The organism is Adhaeribacter terrigena, assembly GCF_016623615.1.
GTDB classification, from domain to species: Bacteria; Bacteroidota; Bacteroidia; order Cytophagales; family Hymenobacteraceae; genus Adhaeribacter_A; species Adhaeribacter_A terrigena.
Genome location: NZ_JAEHFX010000006.1, coordinates 92,467 through 111,950 on the forward strand (window position 1 = coordinate 92,467; position 19,484 = coordinate 111,950).

Annotated in this window: 21 protein-coding genes and 1 other RNA gene; 13 read left to right on the plus strand and 9 right to left on the minus strand. The window is 46.1% G+C overall.

Features of this window, described 5'->3' with window-relative positions; all coding sequences use genetic code 11:
* Positions 1 to 31: 31 nt before the first annotated feature.
* Together I5M27_RS12365 and I5M27_RS12370 are read right to left on the minus strand one after the other, a co-directional pair.
* Positions 32 to 928 carry a glycosyltransferase family 2 protein gene (locus I5M27_RS12365; RefSeq protein WP_200506537.1) on the minus strand — a complete coding sequence of 299 codons (897 nt, stop codon included), beginning with the start codon at positions 926 to 928 and terminating at the stop codon, positions 32 to 34.
* The gene (locus I5M27_RS12370) at positions 918 to 1,634 is read right to left on the minus strand and encodes a cell division ATP-binding protein FtsE (protein ID WP_200506538.1); all 717 of its coding nucleotides are present in this window, start codon (positions 1,632 to 1,634) and stop codon (positions 918 to 920) included. The genes I5M27_RS12365 and I5M27_RS12370 overlap by 11 nt, the downstream gene beginning before the upstream one ends.
* A gap of 40 nt (positions 1,635 to 1,674) precedes the next feature.
* Between I5M27_RS12370 and I5M27_RS12375 the strand changes: the two genes are divergently transcribed.
* The gene (locus I5M27_RS12375) at positions 1,675 to 1,935 is read left to right on the plus strand and encodes a hypothetical protein (RefSeq protein ID WP_200506539.1); all 261 of its coding nucleotides are present in this window, start codon (positions 1,675 to 1,677) and stop codon (positions 1,933 to 1,935) included.
* 12 nt (positions 1,936 to 1,947) lie between these two features.
* On the opposite strand, the gene I5M27_RS12380 is transcribed toward I5M27_RS12375, so the two are convergent.
* The 3 genes from I5M27_RS12380 to ffs all read right to left on the minus strand — a co-directional run bounded on the left by I5M27_RS12380 (position 1,948) and on the right by ffs (position 3,098).
* Complete coding sequence (locus I5M27_RS12380) at positions 1,948 to 2,151, minus strand: fructose-6-phosphate aldolase (protein ID WP_200506540.1); 204 nt, start codon at positions 2,149 to 2,151, stop codon at positions 1,948 to 1,950.
* 82 nt (positions 2,152 to 2,233) lie between these two features.
* Positions 2,234 to 2,890, minus strand: coding sequence for a fructose-6-phosphate aldolase (gene fsa, locus I5M27_RS12385; protein ID WP_200506541.1), 657 nt, complete (start codon positions 2,888 to 2,890; stop codon positions 2,234 to 2,236).
* Positions 2,891 to 3,003: 113 nt separating this feature from the next.
* An RNA gene (gene ffs, locus I5M27_RS12390) (signal recognition particle sRNA small type) lies at positions 3,004 to 3,098 on the minus strand.
* Positions 3,099 to 3,244: 146 nt separating this feature from the next.
* Between ffs and I5M27_RS12395 the strand changes: the two genes are divergently transcribed.
* The 8 genes from I5M27_RS12395 to I5M27_RS12430 all read left to right on the plus strand — a co-directional run bounded on the left by I5M27_RS12395 (position 3,245) and on the right by I5M27_RS12430 (position 12,959).
* Positions 3,245 to 3,409 (plus strand): hypothetical protein, encoded by a 165-nt coding sequence (locus tag I5M27_RS12395; RefSeq protein ID WP_200506542.1) that lies wholly within the window; start codon positions 3,245 to 3,247, stop codon positions 3,407 to 3,409.
* Positions 3,410 to 3,533: 124 nt separating this feature from the next.
* Positions 3,534 to 5,063 (plus strand): glutamine-hydrolyzing GMP synthase, encoded by a 1,530-nt coding sequence (gene guaA / locus I5M27_RS12400; RefSeq protein WP_200506543.1) that lies wholly within the window; start codon positions 3,534 to 3,536, stop codon positions 5,061 to 5,063.
* Between the two features lie 175 nt (positions 5,064 to 5,238).
* Positions 5,239 to 6,927, plus strand: a complete 1,689-nt coding sequence (locus tag I5M27_RS12405) for an ABC transporter substrate-binding protein (protein WP_200506544.1) — start codon at positions 5,239 to 5,241, stop codon at positions 6,925 to 6,927.
* A gap of 24 nt (positions 6,928 to 6,951) precedes the next feature.
* Positions 6,952 to 8,262 carry a glutamate-1-semialdehyde 2,1-aminomutase gene (gene hemL / locus I5M27_RS12410; RefSeq protein WP_200506545.1) on the plus strand — a complete coding sequence of 437 codons (1,311 nt, stop codon included), beginning with the start codon at positions 6,952 to 6,954 and terminating at the stop codon, positions 8,260 to 8,262.
* 266 nt (positions 8,263 to 8,528) lie between these two features.
* Positions 8,529 to 10,019, plus strand: a complete 1,491-nt coding sequence (locus tag I5M27_RS12415; protein WP_200506546.1) for a hypothetical protein — start codon at positions 8,529 to 8,531, stop codon at positions 10,017 to 10,019.
* Between the two features lie 93 nt (positions 10,020 to 10,112).
* Entirely contained in the window at positions 10,113 to 10,649 is a 537-nt protein-coding gene (gene dcd / locus I5M27_RS12420; protein WP_200506547.1) for a dCTP deaminase, read from the plus strand.
* 192 nt (positions 10,650 to 10,841) lie between these two features.
* Entirely contained in the window at positions 10,842 to 12,119 is a 1,278-nt protein-coding gene (gene hutI / locus I5M27_RS12425) for an imidazolonepropionase (protein ID WP_317193593.1), read from the plus strand.
* A 279-nt stretch (positions 12,120 to 12,398) separates the two neighbouring features.
* Positions 12,399 to 12,959 (plus strand): hypothetical protein, encoded by a 561-nt coding sequence (locus I5M27_RS12430; RefSeq protein ID WP_200506548.1) that lies wholly within the window; start codon positions 12,399 to 12,401, stop codon positions 12,957 to 12,959.
* A gap of 73 nt (positions 12,960 to 13,032) precedes the next feature.
* Here the strand turns inward: I5M27_RS12430 and gldC are convergent, their stop codons facing one another.
* Entirely contained in the window at positions 13,033 to 13,362 is a 330-nt protein-coding gene (gene gldC, locus I5M27_RS12435; protein ID WP_200506549.1) for a gliding motility protein GldC, read from the minus strand.
* Between the two features lie 65 nt (positions 13,363 to 13,427).
* On the opposite strand from gldC, the gene I5M27_RS12440 reads away from it, so the two are divergent.
* On the plus strand, positions 13,428 to 14,468 hold the full coding sequence (locus I5M27_RS12440; RefSeq protein ID WP_200506550.1) for an endonuclease/exonuclease/phosphatase family protein: 1,041 nt from the start codon (positions 13,428 to 13,430) through the stop codon (positions 14,466 to 14,468).
* Between the two features lie 113 nt (positions 14,469 to 14,581).
* On the opposite strand, the gene I5M27_RS12445 is transcribed toward I5M27_RS12440, so the two are convergent.
* The gene (locus tag I5M27_RS12445; protein ID WP_200506551.1) at positions 14,582 to 14,977 is read right to left on the minus strand and encodes a hypothetical protein; all 396 of its coding nucleotides are present in this window, start codon (positions 14,975 to 14,977) and stop codon (positions 14,582 to 14,584) included.
* A gap of 471 nt (positions 14,978 to 15,448) precedes the next feature.
* On the opposite strand from I5M27_RS12445, the gene I5M27_RS12450 reads away from it, so the two are divergent.
* From I5M27_RS12450 to I5M27_RS12460, 3 genes are all read left to right on the plus strand, one after another.
* Complete coding sequence (locus I5M27_RS12450) at positions 15,449 to 15,913, plus strand: DUF1801 domain-containing protein (RefSeq protein ID WP_200506552.1); 465 nt, start codon at positions 15,449 to 15,451, stop codon at positions 15,911 to 15,913.
* 78 nt (positions 15,914 to 15,991) lie between these two features.
* Positions 15,992 to 16,414, plus strand: coding sequence for a hypothetical protein (locus I5M27_RS12455; RefSeq protein ID WP_200506553.1), 423 nt, complete (start codon positions 15,992 to 15,994; stop codon positions 16,412 to 16,414).
* A gap of 109 nt (positions 16,415 to 16,523) precedes the next feature.
* The gene (locus tag I5M27_RS12460; protein WP_200506554.1) at positions 16,524 to 17,168 is read left to right on the plus strand and encodes a DNA alkylation repair protein; all 645 of its coding nucleotides are present in this window, start codon (positions 16,524 to 16,526) and stop codon (positions 17,166 to 17,168) included.
* Positions 17,169 to 17,265: 97 nt separating this feature from the next.
* Here the strand turns inward: I5M27_RS12460 and dnaN are convergent, their stop codons facing one another.
* Both dnaN and I5M27_RS12470 read right to left on the minus strand, forming a co-directional pair.
* Complete coding sequence (dnaN, locus tag I5M27_RS12465) at positions 17,266 to 18,390, minus strand: DNA polymerase III subunit beta (protein ID WP_200506555.1); 1,125 nt, start codon at positions 18,388 to 18,390, stop codon at positions 17,266 to 17,268.
* Between the two features lie 74 nt (positions 18,391 to 18,464).
* On the minus strand, positions 18,465 to 19,415 hold the full coding sequence (locus I5M27_RS12470) for a DUF4340 domain-containing protein (RefSeq protein ID WP_200506556.1): 951 nt from the start codon (positions 19,413 to 19,415) through the stop codon (positions 18,465 to 18,467).
* Between the last annotated feature and the right edge of the window lie 69 nt (positions 19,416 to 19,484).

Below are 19,484 nucleotides of genomic sequence, written 5' to 3' on the forward strand. Positions count from 1 at the left end.
CGGAGTTTTTTTTATTTCAGATTGATTTATTTCATTTCCCCAGCGCCTGGCTCGTAAATAAATACAGTTTATAAAGATCGAAATACTTCAAATTCGGATTAGCGGAACGCAGGTTTTGCAGCATCATGCCCCGCATCGGCCGGAAAGCGAGTAAAAAGATCCGGGCCATACCCGTTTTCCGCAGCAGTTCGTAGCTTTTTATCAGCTTGCTATCCGAAATACTGGGCTGGATCTGGTAAAGCTGGTATAGATTTTTTATGGCCTGCCGGGTTTTTTTAAGAAAATCTACGGCTGGCTCCAGCCCCAGGTGAATCACCGGGTTGTTTATATGTTTCACCGAAACGCCGGCTTTTTCCAGCTCCCAGCCAAATTTGGTATCTTCGTGGCCGTAGCCCTGCAATTCGGTATTAAGCTGGTGTTTCAGGTAAACTTCTTTCCGGATCAGGATATTATTGAGCGTGAGGCTGGTATACGGATTTTTATTGCGAATAGCGGCCAGCTTTTCTTCCCGCATTTTGCCATAGTGCCAGCGCAGCATATACATATCCGAAGGGGCTTCGGGTTCATAAACCGTTCCGCCAATTAATACATCGGCTTCCTCAGGGCATTCCCAATAGCGCTTTACAAATTCCTCATCAGGCAGGGCGCTATCGTTATCCAGGAAAAGCAGGTAACGGAAATTTGCATCCTGAGCCAGGCAATTCCGGATGGCAGCCCGCCCTACGTTCTGGCGCATTTCCACGTATCGGATCTCGGGTTCTTCGTTCAGGTAACGGTGTTTATTCCGGAATTTTTCTTCCGAAGCATCGTCGTAAAGTAGTATTTCAAAACGGCTGGTCAGGCTCCGGCATTGTGCCAACAGGCTTTCCACCAGTTTGGTTACATCCTGGTTATAGATCGGTATGAGAACGGATAACTCAGAAACCATTCCGCAACGTGAAATTTTCCTTAGCCGAATCGAAGATCCGGTTATGTTCGCATTTCAGAATGCGTTGCGGATTCTCGTTTATGAGTTCGTAATTATGGGTAGCCATTAAAACGGCTGTGCCCGAACTGTTAATTTCCTGGAATAATTTCAGAATGCCGCGGGTAACTTCCGGGTCCAGGTTTCCGGTTGGTTCATCGGCGAAAAGAATTACGGGTTCGTTCAGCAGTGCGCGGGCGATTACAATGCGTTGCTGCTCCCCGCCCGAAAGCTGGTGTGGCATTTTACTGGCGGCAGAATCTAAACCAACGCGCATCAATACTTCGGAAATGCGCTGCTTGATCTTTTTTTTATCGTTCCAGCCGGTGGCTTTTAAAACAAAACTCAGGTTCTCCGAAACACTCCGGTCAAAAAGTAACTGGAAATCCTGGAATACGATGCCTACTTTTCTTCTTAAATAAGGCACTTTATTGCGGGCCAGTTTCTGCAGGTTGTAACCGGCTACGCTCATTTGTCCGCTGGCCAGCGGTAGATCAGCATATAAGGTTTTCAGAAGCGAGCTCTTACCGCTGCCGGTGCGGCCTACCAGGTACACAAACTCGCCTTTTTCAATCTCAAACGATACTTTTTCCAGCACTGTCTGTACATCCTGCATCACCATTACATCGCGCAGACTTACTACCGGGCTTGCTGAAAATTCGTTGCTCATTGAAAAGATTAGAAACGTTGGAAATGTGAAGATATAAAATTTGAAATTCCGGAAAGGGCTTCCGGCTAACTTTATTGCAAAAATACAAAAACAGGAAGTAAAAGTGCACCTGCGCGATGCGAGCAACAAAATACAACTTCAAACTACCTCAAAAAACGGCAAACCAAATCCCGAAAACGCTAGGCTTTCCGGACGAAAAAGTGCTGTAAATTTTTCATGCATACCCAGCATTTTCATACCTGATCCATGCACAAAAAAAAAGCGAAAACCAGAAATCGGCCTTCGCATTCTTGAGGAGTAAGCTATAGAATTTTTACAATTCCAGTTTCTGTAATTTTCCAAAACTCAGGCTTTCGATCAAAGCAGCCAGGGCATCTTCTTTGCCATCCAGTCCATAACGGTCCAGATTTTTAAGCGGCCGGTCGGCCCGGAAATACGCGATCAGCACAAAATTTTCATCGCGCAACTGAATATAATCCGGAATTTTGGCCTTGCCTTTTACTTTGATGATATACATGATAGTTGTTGGTTGTTGGTTATTGATTGTTAGTATAGCAATTTAAAGCTGAATTGCTAACAACCAATAACCAACAACTTAATTAAGCGTTTACTTTCTGGTGGTCGGCCAGGAACTTGGCTAAACCACTGTCGGTAAGCGGGTGATTCAATAAAGCCGTAATTACGTTCAGCGGGCAGGTTACCACATCGGCACCAATTTCGGCGCACTGCACCAGGTGCATTACGTGGCGAACCGAAGCTGCCAGCACCTGGGTCTGGTAACCGTAGTTGGCATAAATGCTCACGATCTGTTCGATCAGCTGCAAACCATCGGTCGCGATATCATCTAAACGGCCTACGAAAGGAGAAACATACGTGGCGCCGGCCTTGGCGGCCAATAACGCCTGACCAGCCGAGAAAACTAATGTACAGTTGGTTTTGATACCTTTCTGGCTGAAATAACGGATGGCTTTTACGCCTTCTTTTGTCATCGGCACTTTTACCACGATGTTCGGGTGCAGTTGCGCCAGGTTTTCGCCTTCATTGATCATGCCTTCGTAATCCGTAGCAATTACTTCCGCACTGATGTCGCCGTCTACAATTTCGCAGATCGCTTTGTAGTGTGCCATCACGGCATCGTAACCTTTAATGCCTTCTTTAGCCATCAGGCTTGGGTTGGTAGTTACGCCATCGAGTACACCCAGATCATGCGCTTCGCGGATCTCGTTCAGGTTTGCGGTATCAACAAAAAATTTCATAAGTATTTAAAGAGTATTGTTTTCCGGCCGCAAAGCTACGGTTTAATTTCAGGAAAACGGCAGAAAAAGGAAAGAATTTGCGTACAGAAAACGCTATGGAAAGGGCAAAAAAAAGTGGCAAACCGAGAATCGCACCGCTACAACCGCCTACCCTTGCTACCTTCCGGTCCTGGGGGAGTTCAGCAGGAGCTGGTCGTTCCGATTTGCCGTTGCAAAGATACGTTAACTTTTAGCTGAAATGCAAGCGCAACGGTAGGTTTTTCTATGAAAAAAGTCATGTTTACTGCAAGGCATTAAGAATGAGCAGATTCATTTTATTTTATTTTTGGAATGCGGCTTGCAATCTATATTGGAATGCGTGTAGAAAGGTTGCAATGCAACGTCTCTACGGGATCCACGGTATTGCAGGAATCCATCCAGACCCACGGGCAAACCATAACAATACGTAATAACAAACCCGACGTTTACCGCAAAATACTTTATTACCTTCAGGCAGTAATTCCGAAAGATCAGGTTTAACATAAACGCATGAAAACGCTACCCTTTTCACCCCAAAAACTCATACTCCGGCCCTAGTTTCTATAAAACAATAAAACATCAAACTACTTTTGGCAAAAACCGCTTGCATCTGTTACCTTTGCGCATGCCAGAAAAAATTCTAATCCTCGATTTCGGGTCGCAATACACCCAGCTTATTGCCCGCCGCGTTCGCGAACTCAACGTTTACTGCGAAATCCATCCCTATAATAAGATCCCACCTATAGACGCTAAGGTAAAGGGCGTTATTCTTTCCGGCAGCCCCTGCTCGGTGCGCGATGCCGATCATCCGAACCCGTATTTAGGCAATGTGTTAGGTAAAATGCCGGTTTTAGGCGTTTGCTACGGCGCACAATTGCTGGCCCACGAAAACGGCGGCGAAGTGTTGCCTTCTACCATCCGTGAATATGGCCGGGCCAAACTTTCCGAAGTGCATGGCTCCGATAAACTGATGAAAGAAATCACCATCGATTCTACCGTGTGGATGAGTCATGGCGATACTATTAAAGAGATCCCGGCTAATTTCGAAGTACTGGCCTCTACTGAAAACGTACGCGTTGCAGCTTATAAAATCCAGGGCGAAGATACCTACGGCATTCAGTTCCACCCGGAAGTAACCCACTCTACCGAAGGCAAAACCCTGCTTAGAAACTTCGTGGTGCATATTTGCGGCTGCTCGCAGGACTGGACTCCTGACCAGTTCGTACAAACAACCATAGATGACCTGAAAAAGCAGATCGGCGACGATAAAGTAATTTTAGGTTTAAGCGGCGGCGTAGATTCCAGCGTAGCGGCCATGCTCATTCACCAGGCTATTGGCCAGAACCTGTACTGCATTTTTGTAGACAACGGGTTGCTGCGGAAAGATGAATTTGAAGGCGTGCTGGAAAGTTACAAACACATGGGCCTGAACGTGAAAGGCGTAGATGCCAAACAGCGTTTCTACGATGCTTTGGAAGGTCTCACTGATCCGGAAGCCAAACGCAAAGCCATCGGTAAAGTGTTCGTAGATGTGTTCGATACCGAATCGCACCTGGTAGAAAATGCCAAATGGCTTGCACAGGGCACTATTTACCCGGACGTAATTGAATCGGTTTCGGTAAAAGGGCCTTCGGCTACCATTAAATCGCACCACAACGTAGGTGGCCTGCCCGATTTCATGAAGCTGAAAGTAGTAGAGCCGCTGAAGACTTTATTTAAAGACGAAGTTCGCCTGGTTGGTAAAACCCTGCATCTAGACGAAAACATCCTGAACCGCCATCCTTTCCCGGGTCCGGGTCTGGCTATTCGTATTCTGGGCGACATTACCCCGGAAAAAGTGGCTATCTTACAGGAAGTGGACCATATCTTTATTTCGAACCTGAAAAAATCGGGCTTGTATAACGAAGTCTGGCAGGCCGGCGCGATGCTCCTGCCGGTACAATCGGTTGGCGTAATGGGCGACGAACGCACCTACGAGCGCGTAGTAGCCTTGCGTGCCGTAACCAGCGTGGACGGCATGACCGCCGACTGGGCACATTTGCCTTATGAATTCCTGGCCGATGTTTCGAACGAGATCATTAACAAAGTAAAAGGGGTGAACCGCGTGGTGTACGACATCAGCTCCAAACCACCGGCTACCATTGAGTGGGAATAATTCCTTAAATTTGAAGATTTGGAAATTTGAAAATTTGAAAATACAGTAGTTTTTAGTCCTAAAATGATAGCGTTTCGGTTTACCGCGAACAATTAACTGATTTTCGATAAAATTAGCCTGCCATTTTCTTACATTTTCAAATCTTCAAATTTCCAAATCTCCAAATCTTTAAAACATGAAAAAGATACGGTTTTCGATAGTTGTTTTAGGGCTGTTGGCCGGTAGTTTCCAGGCCCTGGCGCAAACGCCGGAGCAGGAAACCCGCTACCAGAACGGCCGCGCTTTGCTGGACCAGAAAAAATACTCGCTGGCCATGGCCGAATTGCTGCCGCTTACCAACGTGGCATCGGGTAATCCGCGGGCGGCCGAAGCCAGTTATTTGTATGCAGTTGCGGCCGTTAATGCTAACAAAATGCTGGAAGCCTACAACATGCTGCAGCAACTCACCCGCAACGCGCCGGATTGGGGCAACATTGAAGAAGCGTATTACCTGCAGGCCAAACTGGCCTTCGACCAGCAGGATTATGAAACCGGCATCCGGAATCTACAGGTGGTGGAATCGGATTTTATTAAAGCCGATGCGCAAAACCTGGAACGCTCCTATCTGCTTTCCCTGGGCGATAAAAACCGCTTTAAATCCCTGTTGCAGCAATTCCCCGACGATAAAGTGCTGGCCAAAACCTATGCCGACAAATTAGCCGCCGGCTGGTATGCGCCGGAAGACCGCGGTACGCTGGAAAATATTATCCGGAAATTCAACCTGGAGGCCTCGGCTTATAACCCGGATAAAATGAAGGCCGGCGGCAAAAAAACGGAATATAATGTAGCCGTGCTCCTGCCCTTTTCGGTGAACGCCGATGCAGCTACCAGGCGCAAAAACCAGTTTGCCGCCGATCTTTTTGCCGGCATGAAACTAGCCCAGGATTCGCTTTCTAAAAATAACTTGTTGCTCAACCTGTTTTCTTACGAAGTGGGTACAGATACAGCTTCCGCCGGTAAGGTTTTCCGTTTGCCGGAATTAAAAACCATGGATCTGGTGATTGGCCCGGTTTATAAAGCTACAGCCAGACAAACGTCGGGTTTTGCCAGAAACAACCGTGTAAATGTGGTAAATCCGCTTTCAGAAGACCTGGAAGTGATCAATGGCAACCCGAATCTGTTCATGTTCGAATCTTCGGTGGTAACCCGGGCGCAACGCGCTGCGGATTTTGCTTATGAGAACTTTGAACAGAAACCTGCCGCCATTATTTTCGAGAACATTAAAGACGACACCATTTTTGCCAATGCATACCGTAAACAATTTGAACTGCGGGGCGGCAAAGTGAAACTTTACAAAAAGATCAACACGAAGAAAAACCCGAACGTGATGGCGATCTATAAGAACGTAGATCTGAAAACCTTCGGGCATTTGGTGGTGGTTTCTGATAATCTGCCGGCAGCGGTGGCCACCGTAAGCCAGGTGCAAAGCCAGAACCCGAAACTGCCGGTAATTACCAAAGAAACCTGGCTGGAAATGCCGCAACTTTCGCTCCAGCAACTTGACGAAACCGAACTGTACTTCATTTATCCGAAATACGCTGATCTGAAAAATGCCTCGGTGCGTCAGTTCCGCCGGAAATTTACGTCGGCCTACAACATTCCGCCTTCGCCGTATGCGTTTGCCGGCTTTGAGATGCTGTTCCGTTTTGGATCCCTACTAAACGCTTACGGCCCAGATTTCGAGACTTTTCTGCCGCAAACCAATACCGTTTCCGGCACGCTATACCCGGCTTATAATTACGTTACCGGCCGCGACAACCAGTTCGTTCCGATCTTAAAACTGGAAAACAAGCAGCTTGTGCTGATGAATCCGGTAAATAAATAATATTTGTAAAAACAGACTTTTTCCATGCAAAACCATACCATTTCTACTTCTGATTCTTTGTTTAAGCGGGCGCAAAACCTGATCCCGGGCGGCGTAAATTCCCCGGTTCGGGCTTTTAAAGCGGTTGGCGGCCACCCTATTTTCATGAAATCGGCCAAAGGCGCTTACCTCACCGACGAAGACAATAATCAGTACATCGACATGATCAATTCCTGGGGCCCGATGATCCTGGGTCATGCGCCGGAATTTATTCAGAAAGCCATTGCCGATGCCTTACAGCATTCATTCTCGTTTGGCGCCCCTACCCGCCGCGAAGTGGAAATGGCCGAGCTGATCATTGAAATGATGCCCGCGGTAGAAAAAGTGCGCATGGTAAACTCCGGCACCGAAGCCACCATGTCGGCAATTCGGGTGGCGCGTGGTTTTACCGGCCGGGACAAGATCATCAAGTTTGAAGGCTGCTACCACGGTCACGGTGATTCCTTTTTAATTTCTGCCGGCAGCGGGGCCATTACCTTGGGCGTTCCGGACAGCCCGGGCGTAACCAAAGGCGTAGCCCAGGATACCATTACGGTGGCTTTCAACGATCTGGAAGCAGTAAAAACGGCGGTAGATATTGCAAAAAACCAGGTGGCAGCTATTATTATTGAGCCTGTGGTGGGGAACATGGGCCTGGTGCCACCGGCCGAAGGTTTCCTGCAGGGTTTGCGCGATTTGTGTACCAAAGAAGGCATTGTGCTGATCTTCGACGAAGTGATGACCGGTTTCCGGTTAAGCAAAGGCGGCGCGCAGCAATTATTCAACGTAATGCCCGACATGACCACCATGGGTAAAATTATTGGTGGCGGCATGCCGGTGGGCGCGTATGGCGGCCGCAAAGAGATCATGGATTTCGTGGCGCCGGCCGGTCCGGTTTACCAGGCAGGTACGCTAAGCGGTAACCCATTGGCCATGGCGGCTGGTCTGGCCATGCTGCACCATCTGAACGACAACGCGGCCACGCTTTACCCGGAACTGAACCGCATTTCCGATAAACTGGTGAATGGCATGAAAGCGAATATGCAGGAATTGGGCTTAAACTACACCATGAACCAGGTTGGCTCCATGTTCAGCATTTTCTTTACCGAGCAACCGGTTACCGATTTTACTTCGGCTAAAACGTCTGATCTGCCGCTTTTCGGCAAATATTTTAACAGCATGCTGAACCGCGGGGTTTACCTGGCGCCGTCGCAATACGAAACCTTGTTTGTTTCTACGGCCATTACCGACGAAGTAGCAGATAAATACCTGGCGGCTAACAAAGCGGCATTGGCTGAAGTTTGCGGTAAAAATTAATTTCCGTTACGCAATTGAAATTAAATGCCTTCTTTGGAGGAGGTTGGGGAAGATTTATACTTTATCTGATTACTAAGAAATGATCAGCAATACTTAGTCCTCCCCCTACCCCCTCCAAAGGGGGACAAAAAAAACTTGTGCGGGGAAAATTAATTTCACTAAGTTTTTTCATTAAAAAAGCTACCGTTTTTTAAGAAAACTGTAATTTTGAAGTTCATTCAAAACCGGGTGCGTATGCCCGTAATTTTTTTTGCCGCATTTTCTTTATGAATAAGCTTTACGTTCTCTTTACTTTTGTTTTATCGCTGGCCGCCGGCTTGGTTTCCGCCCAGGATATTGACCAGAAAAACAAAGCCCTTTTCGACCAGACCGTTGATAAACTCAATTTCCGGACCATCGAATACGTGTACGACCGGAAATATCCGCGGAAGAAATTCCCGAATACGCAGGCCGATTTTAAAACCCGGAAAACGTTCGACGATTTTGAAGGCAATGCCGCTTTTAAAAAACTGTTCCTGAATTATAACGACGTTTCGGAAAAATTCAAGAAAAAATTCGGCAACGGCCGTTATGATCTCGCTTCTTTCGAAAAAGGACTGGGCGATATTCTGATCAACAAAGATTTTGAATTCTTTATCAGCAGCCTGACCAAAGACGATAAAATTCAGCTGATAAAATCGCTGCAGCAGATCAATAAAAAAGGTGTGGTACAGTTTGTGGACGCTTCGGGTAAACCGCGCGGCATTTTCTCTACCGATTCCGTGATCGAAGAAAAATCGGAGCCGATCGTTCAGAATAAAGAAAATACGGTAGCCGCCGAACAGGTTGAAACGGCCTCGGATTCTGCCCAGCCGGTGATCAACACGGCTGCTACGCCGGAAGAAGTTTTCCAGGAAAAAGCCCCGCGCCGCGACTGGTTAACCTGGCTGGCTCTGGTATTGAGCGGAACCGCCCTGGCATTTGCTATTTCGGCTAAACTGAAAGAGGTGCCCGCCTTACGGAACTACGTAAACAACAATTTCCAGAAAAAGACCGATGGCCCGCTGATCTCGAAAGTTGCGGTGGCCACTTCTGCTGAAACAACCCAGGACCCGGCATTGAAGAAGCAACTGGAAAATCTGACGCGTGAAGTGGAAGGCTTATATGCGCAAATGGACGAGCTGCTGCACAAAAATTCGGTGCTGGAGCAAAAACTGGCCGGCACGCACCCAAAACCCTTCGAAGTTCCTAAAACCGCTTATTTTGAACCCGAAACCGAGCCCGTTGTAGCCAAAGCAACCCCGGTGGCGGCAGTAAAACCTGAAACGGTTAAAATTCTGGTGGCAGATGAGGAAGAAATGGAAGAAGACGAAGAAATCGCATCCCATATTTTCACCAAACCTGCACCCACTTATGCCGCAAATCAAAATTCCAACGCAACTGAAGTGCAGCCGGAAGTAACGCTTTTTCTTTCGAAACCAGACCGGAACGGCTTTTTCTGGAACGATGAAGTAACCCGTATGTTTACCCCGAACCGCTCCCTCTTTACCCTTAAGCTTGCCGACAACGACGTAAAGAAAGGCCGTTTTGAACTGGTGCTGGATAAAGCCCAACAGAAACTGGCCCTCGAAAACCCGGATCTGTATCTGAAACCGGTTTGTGATATTGCCGGCGATCCGGCTACCGGCCAGCGGTTGGTAACAGAAACCCCCGGCAACATTGTGCTGAACGGCGACCAATGGGTGCTGGTAAGAAAAGCCCAGATAAAAGTAGTTTAATAATATTTTAAGAGCCAGCTAACCTTTAGCTGGCTTTTGCATCTGTATCAATAGTTTTTTGCTTTAAAAGCATAGCCTTTTTATTACCGAAATATGATCCTGACTGATAAACAAATTCTGGAAGAAATGGAAAAAGGCACCATTGTGGTGGAGCCTTTTAACCGCAATTGCCTGGGTACCAACTCTTACGATGTGCACCTGGGAAGATACCTGGCCACCTATAAAGACGGCGTCCTGGATGCCCGCAAACACAACCAGATCGAGGTTTTTGAGATTCCGGAAGAAGGTTTTGTATTGCAGCCGAACACCCTATATTTAGGTGTAACCCACGAATACACCGAAAGCCACGCGCACGTGCCGTTCCTGGAAGGAAAATCGAGCGTAGGCCGTTTGGGTATCGATATACATGCTACAGCCGGTAAAGGCGATGTAGGCTTCTGCAATACCTGGACGCTGGAGATTTCGGTTACCATGCCGGTACGCATTTATTTTGGCATGCCGATCGGGCAGCTGATCTATTTTCAGGTAAAAGGCGATATCGAGAATATGTATAATAAAAAAGGCAATGCCAAATACAACGAACGCACCGAAGTGCCGGTAGAAAGTATGATGTGGAAGAATGCGTTTTAAACTAGTACCTGGTAGCCAGTATCAGGACTTTTTCAACTGAAAACTCTACCGTTTTTTGGCTTTGAGTTTTCCAGTTCAAAAGCATAGCGTTTTTAGATCCAAAACGGAAAATTTAGCTTCCGTAATCATAACCGGTCTTTTAGTTTTTCTCCGAACACGAATAACCAACAACTAGCAACCAACAACCAAACTGTGAATCTGATCATTAAGAACATTAAAGAGCTGGTGCAAACCGAAACGGAGCCGCGCCGCTGGGTGGCCGGGGCTGAAATGGCGAAGCTGCCTTGTATTAAAAATGCTTTTCTGATCATAAAGAACGGCCTGATCCAGGACTTTGGTACGATGGAGGAATTCGAGGCGCTGGACGATCGTTTTTATAACGGCTACAGCGAAATTGATGCTACCGGCCGGTTGGTTTTTCCGTGTTTTGTAGATTCGCACACGCACATTGTGTATGCCGGCAGCCGCGAACAAGAGTTTGTGGACCGGATTAAAGGTAAAACTTACGAAGAAATTGCGGCCGCGGGCGGCGGGATCCTGAATTCGGCCAAGCGCCTGCAGGATACTTCGGAAGAAGAACTTTTTGAAAGCGCCCGGAAACGCCTGCACGAAGTAATTAATATGGGTACCGGCGCGATGGAAATAAAAAGCGGTTATGGCCTTACCCTGCACGATGAACTTAAAATGCTGCGCGTGATCCGGCGGTTGAAAAACCTGAACCTGATCGAGATCAAAGCTAATTTCCTGGGAGCCCACGCCATTCCGAAAGATAAAACCCGGGAAGAATACCTGGATCTTATTATAAATGAAATGATACCGGCGGTAGCTGCCGAAGGGCTGGCCGATTACGTAGATGCTTTCTGCGACAAAGGCTTTTTTACCCCGGAAGAAACCGACAGAATCTTAAAACAAGGCATCAAATACGGGCTGCGGCCAAAAATCCATGCCAACCAGTTAGCGCCTTCGGGCGGGGTGCAGGTTGGGGTGGCCAATAATGCCATAAGCGTAGATCACCTGGAACACGTGGGGGAAGCGGAAATTGAAGCTTTGCTCAACTCCGAAACCATGCCTACCCTATTGCCAGGCGCAGCCTTCTTTCTGGGTTTACATTACCAGCCGGCCCGCAAAATGATAGAAGCCGGTTTACCAATCGCGCTGGCTTCCGATTATAATCCCGGAAGTTCGCCTTCGGGCAGCATGCCGTTTACCATGTCGCTGGCTTGTATTAAGCTAAAAATGCTGCCGGAAGAAGCCATTAATGCCTGCACCATTAACTCGGCGTATGCCATTGGGCTGGAAAAAACGCATGGCAGCATCGCAAAAGGCAAAATGGCCAACGTGTTCATTACGCAGGAAATTCCGGGCTACGGTTTTATTCCCTACGCCTTTGGTTCCGATACCATAGATAAAGTGATCCTGAAAGGAAAAGTATTCCGGGAAGCCCGGCCGCTATCGAACGATTGCTTCTAAAATTGTCTGCAAAACGGTAGGGTTTTACGCCCGAAAACTGCTCCATTAGAAATTAATCCCGGCTTTGAAAACACTTCAATTCAGGGATTAATTTTTTAAAAAATTATTTTTCGTGAAATAATCTAATATATAACCGAAAATTACCCCTGTTTTATAAGTTTAGTACCATTACCAAATTGGCATTATTTTCGTTAAAGAGAGAGGAAGTCAACTTTTTTTAAAAAAGCGCTGTTTACCAATTTGAGAATCTAATTATCACCGAAACGAAAGGGAAAACTTATGAAAAAGATGCTGGTAATGTCAAGCCTGGTTTTTGCTACTGTATTACAGTCTATTGCAGTTGAAGCCGGTATCGGGGAAACCAAGAAGCGTAACACGGGCGAAAAAGTGTCTGGTGAATCCAAAACAGCGGAGAAATCCGGAGCTACTGTCAATGCTTCCCGTAAATCCCTTTCTGCGGTTCAACGTGCCGGCCACCTGACCGATAGAATGATCAGGGACCTTAAATTAAATAACTATCAGGCCCGTACGCTGCGCCAGATCAATCTGGATAAAGTGAACCAGATGATGGCCATTGAAGCGGCCGGTGGCGATGCCACCCAGATCGATAACGATTGTAAAGGCGTTTGTAAAGACCGCGATAAAGAGCTGGAGAACGTGCTGAGCACCGAACAGTATTCGATCTATTTCAGCAACCGCCCTACTTATTACAAGTTCGATAAGGACTATGCCAATGGCGGGTTCCTGGAAAACGCGACTTCCAAAGTTGAAAAAGATAATTTAGCCGATAACGACGACGACGAATCAACAGGCCGTGACAATACGGTTGCAAGCCGTTAATTCAGACTAAATACCATAAAAAAAGTCCTTCTGCAAAAGCGGAAGGACTTTTTTGCGTTAAAACGATAGCGTTTTATTCCGCATTTTCCTGTACGTGCTTCGAAAGCTCTTCGCAAAGCGCCCGCATTTTATTTACCATTACGTCGTCGTTGGTGGCGGTTTTCAGGCTTTCTGCCATGGAGCCAATGGTATCGATGCAGAAATATTTCATTTCGTTTACCGGCATATCTTTCGTCCAGAGATCAATTTTCATGGTTCCGGCCTGTTCGCGGTCCCAAAGGGCGATGTTGATGGCTTTGGCGAAGTGAATTTTCTCGCCGGCATCGGTTGCGCGCCAGCTAATGGCTTCAGGAACGTTGTTTTCGTCTAAAGCAATGCTAAAATATATTTCGGATTTTTTCATAATCGAATCGTTTGTTTAATTGCGCCGTAAATTTCGCATATTCGCATCCCGAAAACAAATAACCCATGAAATACCCTGTAAAATTTGCGGCCGGCTGCCTGCTGGCTTCTGCTTTATTCAGCTGCCAGAAAACGCCAAGCACTACTCCTGCCGCGGCGCCGAAAGAAATATCTGTAGCCTTTTATAACCTCGAGAACCTGTTCGATACCGAAGACGATCCGAATAAAGATGACCAGGAATTTCTGCCCACCAGCGAAAGTCAATGGACACCGGAGCGCTACCAGCAAAAATTAACCAGTTTGGCCTCGGTAATAGAAAAACTGGGCGATGCCGACGGGCCGGAAATTTTAGGCGTATGTGAAATTGAAAACCGGAAAGTGCTGGAAGACCTGGCGGCCCAACCGGCTTTATTACCCAGAAATTACCGCGTTATTCATTTTGAAGGACCCGATGTACGCAGCATAGACGTTGCCTTATTCTACAAGGAAGGTGTTTTTCAGCCCATAGAACAAACGCCAATACCGGTTATTTTACCTAATGCCACTGAGAAAACCCGCGACATTCTGAAAGTAAAAGGTATTCTGAACGGTGACACCATTCTTATCCTGGTAAACCACTGGCCAAGCAAACGTGGCGGTGCCGAAGAAAGTGATCCGAAACGTGCCGCAGCCGCCAAAACGGCCCGGGAAATTGTGGATCAGGAGCAAATTAAAAACCAGAAAGCCAAAATTCTGCTCATGGGCGATTTCAATGACACGCCCGACAGCAAAGCTATTACCGAAACGCTGAATGCCAATAAAAACGCGGAAGCGGAACCATACCGGCAATTATTCAACGCATTTGCGCAAATGGCCGAAGATAAAAAAGGCAGTTACTATTACAAAGGTGAATGGGATATGATCGACCAGATGATGCTGAGCAAAAGCCTGCTGACCGGGAAGAAACTGCATTATTTACCAAATTCAGCCACTATTTTTAACGATGAGCGGATCACGGAGAAAGAAGGTAAGTTCGCCGGCGCGCCGTTACGGACCTATGCCGGTAAAAAGTATTTAGGCGGCTACTCCGACCATTTCCCGGTTTATATAAAACTGCAGGCCCGCTAAAAAACGGTATGCTTTTAAGCTAAAAAAGTAAAGTCTCCGGCAGATCTGCCGGAGGCTTTTTTATATATCAGGTTTTTAGGTCTTAAACCATAGCGTTTTTTAAGCCGCCAGGTTTACTTTGCCTGTAATTTTACCAGTCTGGCTTCAATGCCGTTATCTTTCAGTAAAGAAGTAGCGAATTTAAAGCAGCCGCTGGGCACGAATAATTGCAGGAAGCCGCCTTTGATCTTAGCAATTGCTTCGAGGGCCTTCCATTTCGTGATCAGTTTACGGTTATCGTCTTCATTGGTATTTTTTACCACCAACTCAAAATAGAACTTCTTTCCATCCCGTTGTGCGGTAAAATCGGGCGTGAACGCAACTTCTTTGTTTACCGACGTAAGCGAAGCCGGGCTTTCATAGCCAACAAAATCGGCTTTAATTTCCTGGTAACCAGATTTTTCAGCATATTGAATTACCTGTTCGGCCAAGGCATTGAATTCCTGATGTTGTTTTTGCGTTTTGAGCATGATTTTGATTTTTAGTGAAATAATATTCCCGGGTCATAAAGGTGCAGTTCAGGCGCCCTTATGACCCGGGAAGAAATAAATGTTTAATAAACCTTATAAAAGCTTAATGAATAACTGCGTAATAAACTGCAAAAAATGACGACTGCGGTAAATACTGCAGTTTGCAAGTAGAAATTTCAGAATGCTGCAGCGTAATAAAACGCCAGTTTCTGAAAAAGGGAAAATGTAGTTTACGGAAAAGAAATAAAATCAGATAAAAACCTGATTTTAACCTCATTAAGCAATTTACAACTTTTTAAGCTTACTTCTATATAAAAGACAAATTAAAACCCCGAATCGTTTCCCAAAGCTGAATCTGGGTGGGAAATAAAACGAAAGGAAACGCCACAGGAAATAAATTTGCAGCCTTAACTAAACGAAATCAGGGTTCATTTTGTAACTTCAACTTTCTAAAAAAACCTGTTTTATATTATGCAGTCTACCGCCCCAAATCCTTTAGAATACCTGGAAACGCTTCCGGCCGAAAGAAAAGAAGCCCTTGGCAAACTCCGGAACCTCATGATCGAGAACCTTCCCGATGGCTTTGAAGAGACCATGGGTTATGGCATGATGGGTTTTGTAGTGCCGCATTCTATTTACCCCGCTGGTTACCACTGCGACCCGAAACAGCCGCTGCCCTTCGTAAGCATAGCGTCGCAGAAGAATTTCATTTCGGTGTACCACATGGGCCTTTACGCCAAACCGGAACTGCTGGAATGGTTTACAAGCGAATACCCGAAACACGTGAAAACGAAACTCGATATGGGCAAAAGCTGCATCCGGTTTAAAAAACCTGAAAATATTCCTTTTGACCTGTTAGCCGAGCTTTTCCGGAAAATGACGCCGCAGGATTGGATCGAGGTTTATGAAAGTGAACTGCAAAAGAGTAAGAAGTAAAAAATACCAGTAAAAAGCTCCGTACATAGTGGGGATAAGCCGAATATTCGGTATATACAGTAGTTGTGCCAAATAAATATGATAGATAAAAAATCAGGTAACCTTACATTAGGCAACATCAATACTATTTCTCCCACTACGACACTAAGTGAAATAAAAGCTTTCAAACTAAGTGAAGTAGAAGAAGAAAGTGATTTGGGCAACGGGTGGATTCATTACACTCTCAGAAACGTAGAGGAATCTGGCAAATTCTTCAATTTGATTTTCTTCTTTTATAAAGAAAACTTAGAATCTGTCTCATTTGTAGTTAAGGACTCTCCATTCAATTTAAATAGCGGCTGGGATTCTTGGAGCGAAAAAACAGAAAGAGAGAAGGCTGTAACGTATAATAATTGGTTAAATAAGGAAATAGGAACTGGCAGAAGCTTTTCTTGGGGCGACGCTTGGGCAACTTACGACCCTAAGAGTGGCGGAAGTTCAATGGGTATCAGGTACAAATAATAAAAAATTACTCCGCACAACCACACCTAAACGTCAGCTTCGCCACCGTTTAGCCAAGTACGTTAGATTAAATGATTAATAAACTTTTAGGAAATCTCATAAAATAGCAATGACCCTTTCAACAAAAGCGCAAGACATTTATTCGCAAATTAGCCAGGAAGGAACGAAGCTTGGGGATCTGCGGGTAATTGCCAAAGAAATAAAAAAAGATCACGCATTAGCCAAAGAACTTTGGAGCACGGGTAAGTTCCTGCCCAGACTATTGGCCATTCTGATCATGGATAAAAAAAAACTGCATCCGGATTATATTGACCAACTGTTTAACGATATACAGGGTCACGAATACGATGAACGGACGCAACTGGCCGACTGGTTAATGGCTAATCAACTTACCAAAGATAAAAAAACCGTTGCCCTGATAGAATCCTGGGAGAATAATCCTTCCGCCATTAAAAGACGCATTTTCTGGTATTACCAGGGACGATTGCGTTGGGTTGGGCAAACGCCGCCGGCTAATACCCAAACGCTGCTCCCTGCCATTGAAGAGAAAATTTTAAAAGAAGAACCGGAAGTGCAATGGGCTATGAATTTCACTGCAGGCTGGATCGGGGTTTTTGATCAGGCTTACCGGCACCAATGCATCAGGATCGGGGAAGAAACGGGTCTTTATAAAGATGAATTTGTGCATAAAGGCTGTACGCCAAACTATTTACCAAAATTCATCGAGATTGAAGCCGGCAAAAGGAAACTATAGGATTTAAGAATAAGAACCCTAAAACCACAAATAAAAAGTAAAGGCCTCCGATTTTCATCGGAGGCCTTTACTTTTTGAGGCTGAAACCCTAGCGTTTTTATACGTAGTTGTTCAGCATAACCGGCATAACCAGCATCAGGATATCTTCGTTCTCGTCGGTGCCGGCTGGCATTAATAAACCGGCGCGGTTTGGCGTAGAAAGCTCTAAATTTACTTCATCGGCATCGATGTTGTTCAGCATCTCGATCAGGAACTTGGCGTTGAAACCGATCTCCATATCTTCGCCTTCGTACTGGCAGCTCAAACGCTCGCTGGCTTCGTTGCTGAAATCAAGATCTTCGGCCGAAATAACCAGCTCAGAACCCGTAATTTTCAGGCGTACCTGGTGCGTGGTTTTATTCGAGTAAATCGAGATACGTTTTACCGAGCTCAGCAGATCGTAACGGTCGATGAGTAATTTATTAGGGTTTAGTTTTGGAATTACGTTCTCATAGTCCGGGAAACGCTCATCGATCAGGCGGCAGATCATCCGGATATTATCGAAGCTGAAGAACGCGTTGGCATTGTTGAATTCCACTTTTACCGAAGTTGGCTCAGCTGGCAAAGTAGCTTTCAGTAAGTTAAAGGCTTTGCGCGGCACAATGATCGAAGTGCTTTCGCCGGTAGAAACATCGTTGCGGCGGTAGCGCAGCAAGCGGTGACCGTCAGTAGCTACAAACGTAATATTGCCTTCGTTCAGCTGCACAAAAATACCGGTCATGGCCGGACGAAGTTCGTCGGTAGAAACGGCAAAAATGGTTTTATTGATGGCACGGGCCAACGCATTGGAAGGAATTTCGATGGCATTGCCGCCGCGCACCTGCGGTACTTTCGGGAAATCGGTCGCGTTCTCGCCGGAAAGTTTGTAACGGCCATTCGAAGAACTGATCTCGATCGTGTAGGTTTCTTCGTCGATGGTGAAGGTTACCGGCTGGTCAGGCAGGTTTTTAAGCGTATCGAGCAGAATACGGGCCGGCGCAGCAATGCGACCATTCTCTTTGGCTTCCACCGGAATTTCGGTGATCATGGAAGTTTCAAGATCGGAAGCCGTAATGGTGAGTAAACCATCGGTTACATCGAAGAGGAAGTTTTCCAGGATCGGAACGACCGGATTGTTGGCTACAACGCCGTTTATGCTTTGCAGTTGCTTTAGTAAAGCAGAAGAAGATACAATAAATTTCATGCCCAGGGTCTTAACTTAACGGAAGCAAAGTTATAAAGAAATGCTTTTTTTCCTACGAATTTTCTATTATAAGCCTATTTTTTTCCGAGGCCGTCTTTACGGATCAGCAGGCGGTTAAAAACAAAGGTCTGCACCTGCATAATTTCCTTCTTTTTCTCGTTCAGCGCCAGGAAATTATCGATGTCCTTCGGGAATAACTTGATCTCTCTTGATTTTTCCGGGTTAGTATCTTTTACCGTTATAATAGCCACCGGCTTACGCAAAGCCAAAGAATCGGAGATGCGGTTTTGCGGGTTGGGCACAAAAAACACCCCGTTTATGAAGTTGTAATTATCCAGGTAGGCTTTCACATTCTCCTGGTCGGTTTCTTTCAGGCCAGAAACAGTGTATTTTCCGTTGGATTGGGTAACCGTGAAGCTGCCCTGCGGGTCTCCGGTGTATTCCACTTTCAACTCCTGAATGCTCTGCGCGTTGCTGCGGAAAACCGGTACACTGCGCCAGTTGTCTTCTACAATATCGAAACGGGTATTGATAAAACCGTTGAAACCAGGAATATGCAACACATACGGATTTTCCGAGCCTTCCATAATAAAATAAGTGCCCAGGTCATTATCGGTGCTTTGGCCTACGTAAAAAACCTTGCTTAATTTTCCGTGCTGAAACACTTCTACTTTCTTTCCCATGGTAGCAAAATCGCGGATGGCCAGGTTGCGGGAAGCTTTATCGGCCGGACGTTTTACTTCCATGCGGTGCATGGTTTCGAGCAGGTTATTGATTTTATCCTGACGGGCTTCGTACTTATCGTTTAACAGCCAACGGCCATTTTCCTGCCGGGTCAGGGTATTGCTGGCGCCGCTTTTGGCCGAAATGAATATTTTGGTTACAGCGGCGGTATCGGTTACGGTAAAGGCCGTTTCGCTGGTATTAAGGGTAGATTTTTCGCTGCCCTTGTTGGTAAAAAAGTAAGCGGCGGCGCCTACTAAAACCAAAAGCAGTACTAAAAGCAAAGTATTCCGGGATCTCATATTGTCAATATTTATTAAAATTCAATTCAACTTCACAGTTTTTAACCTGAAAAGCATAGCGTTTTGCAA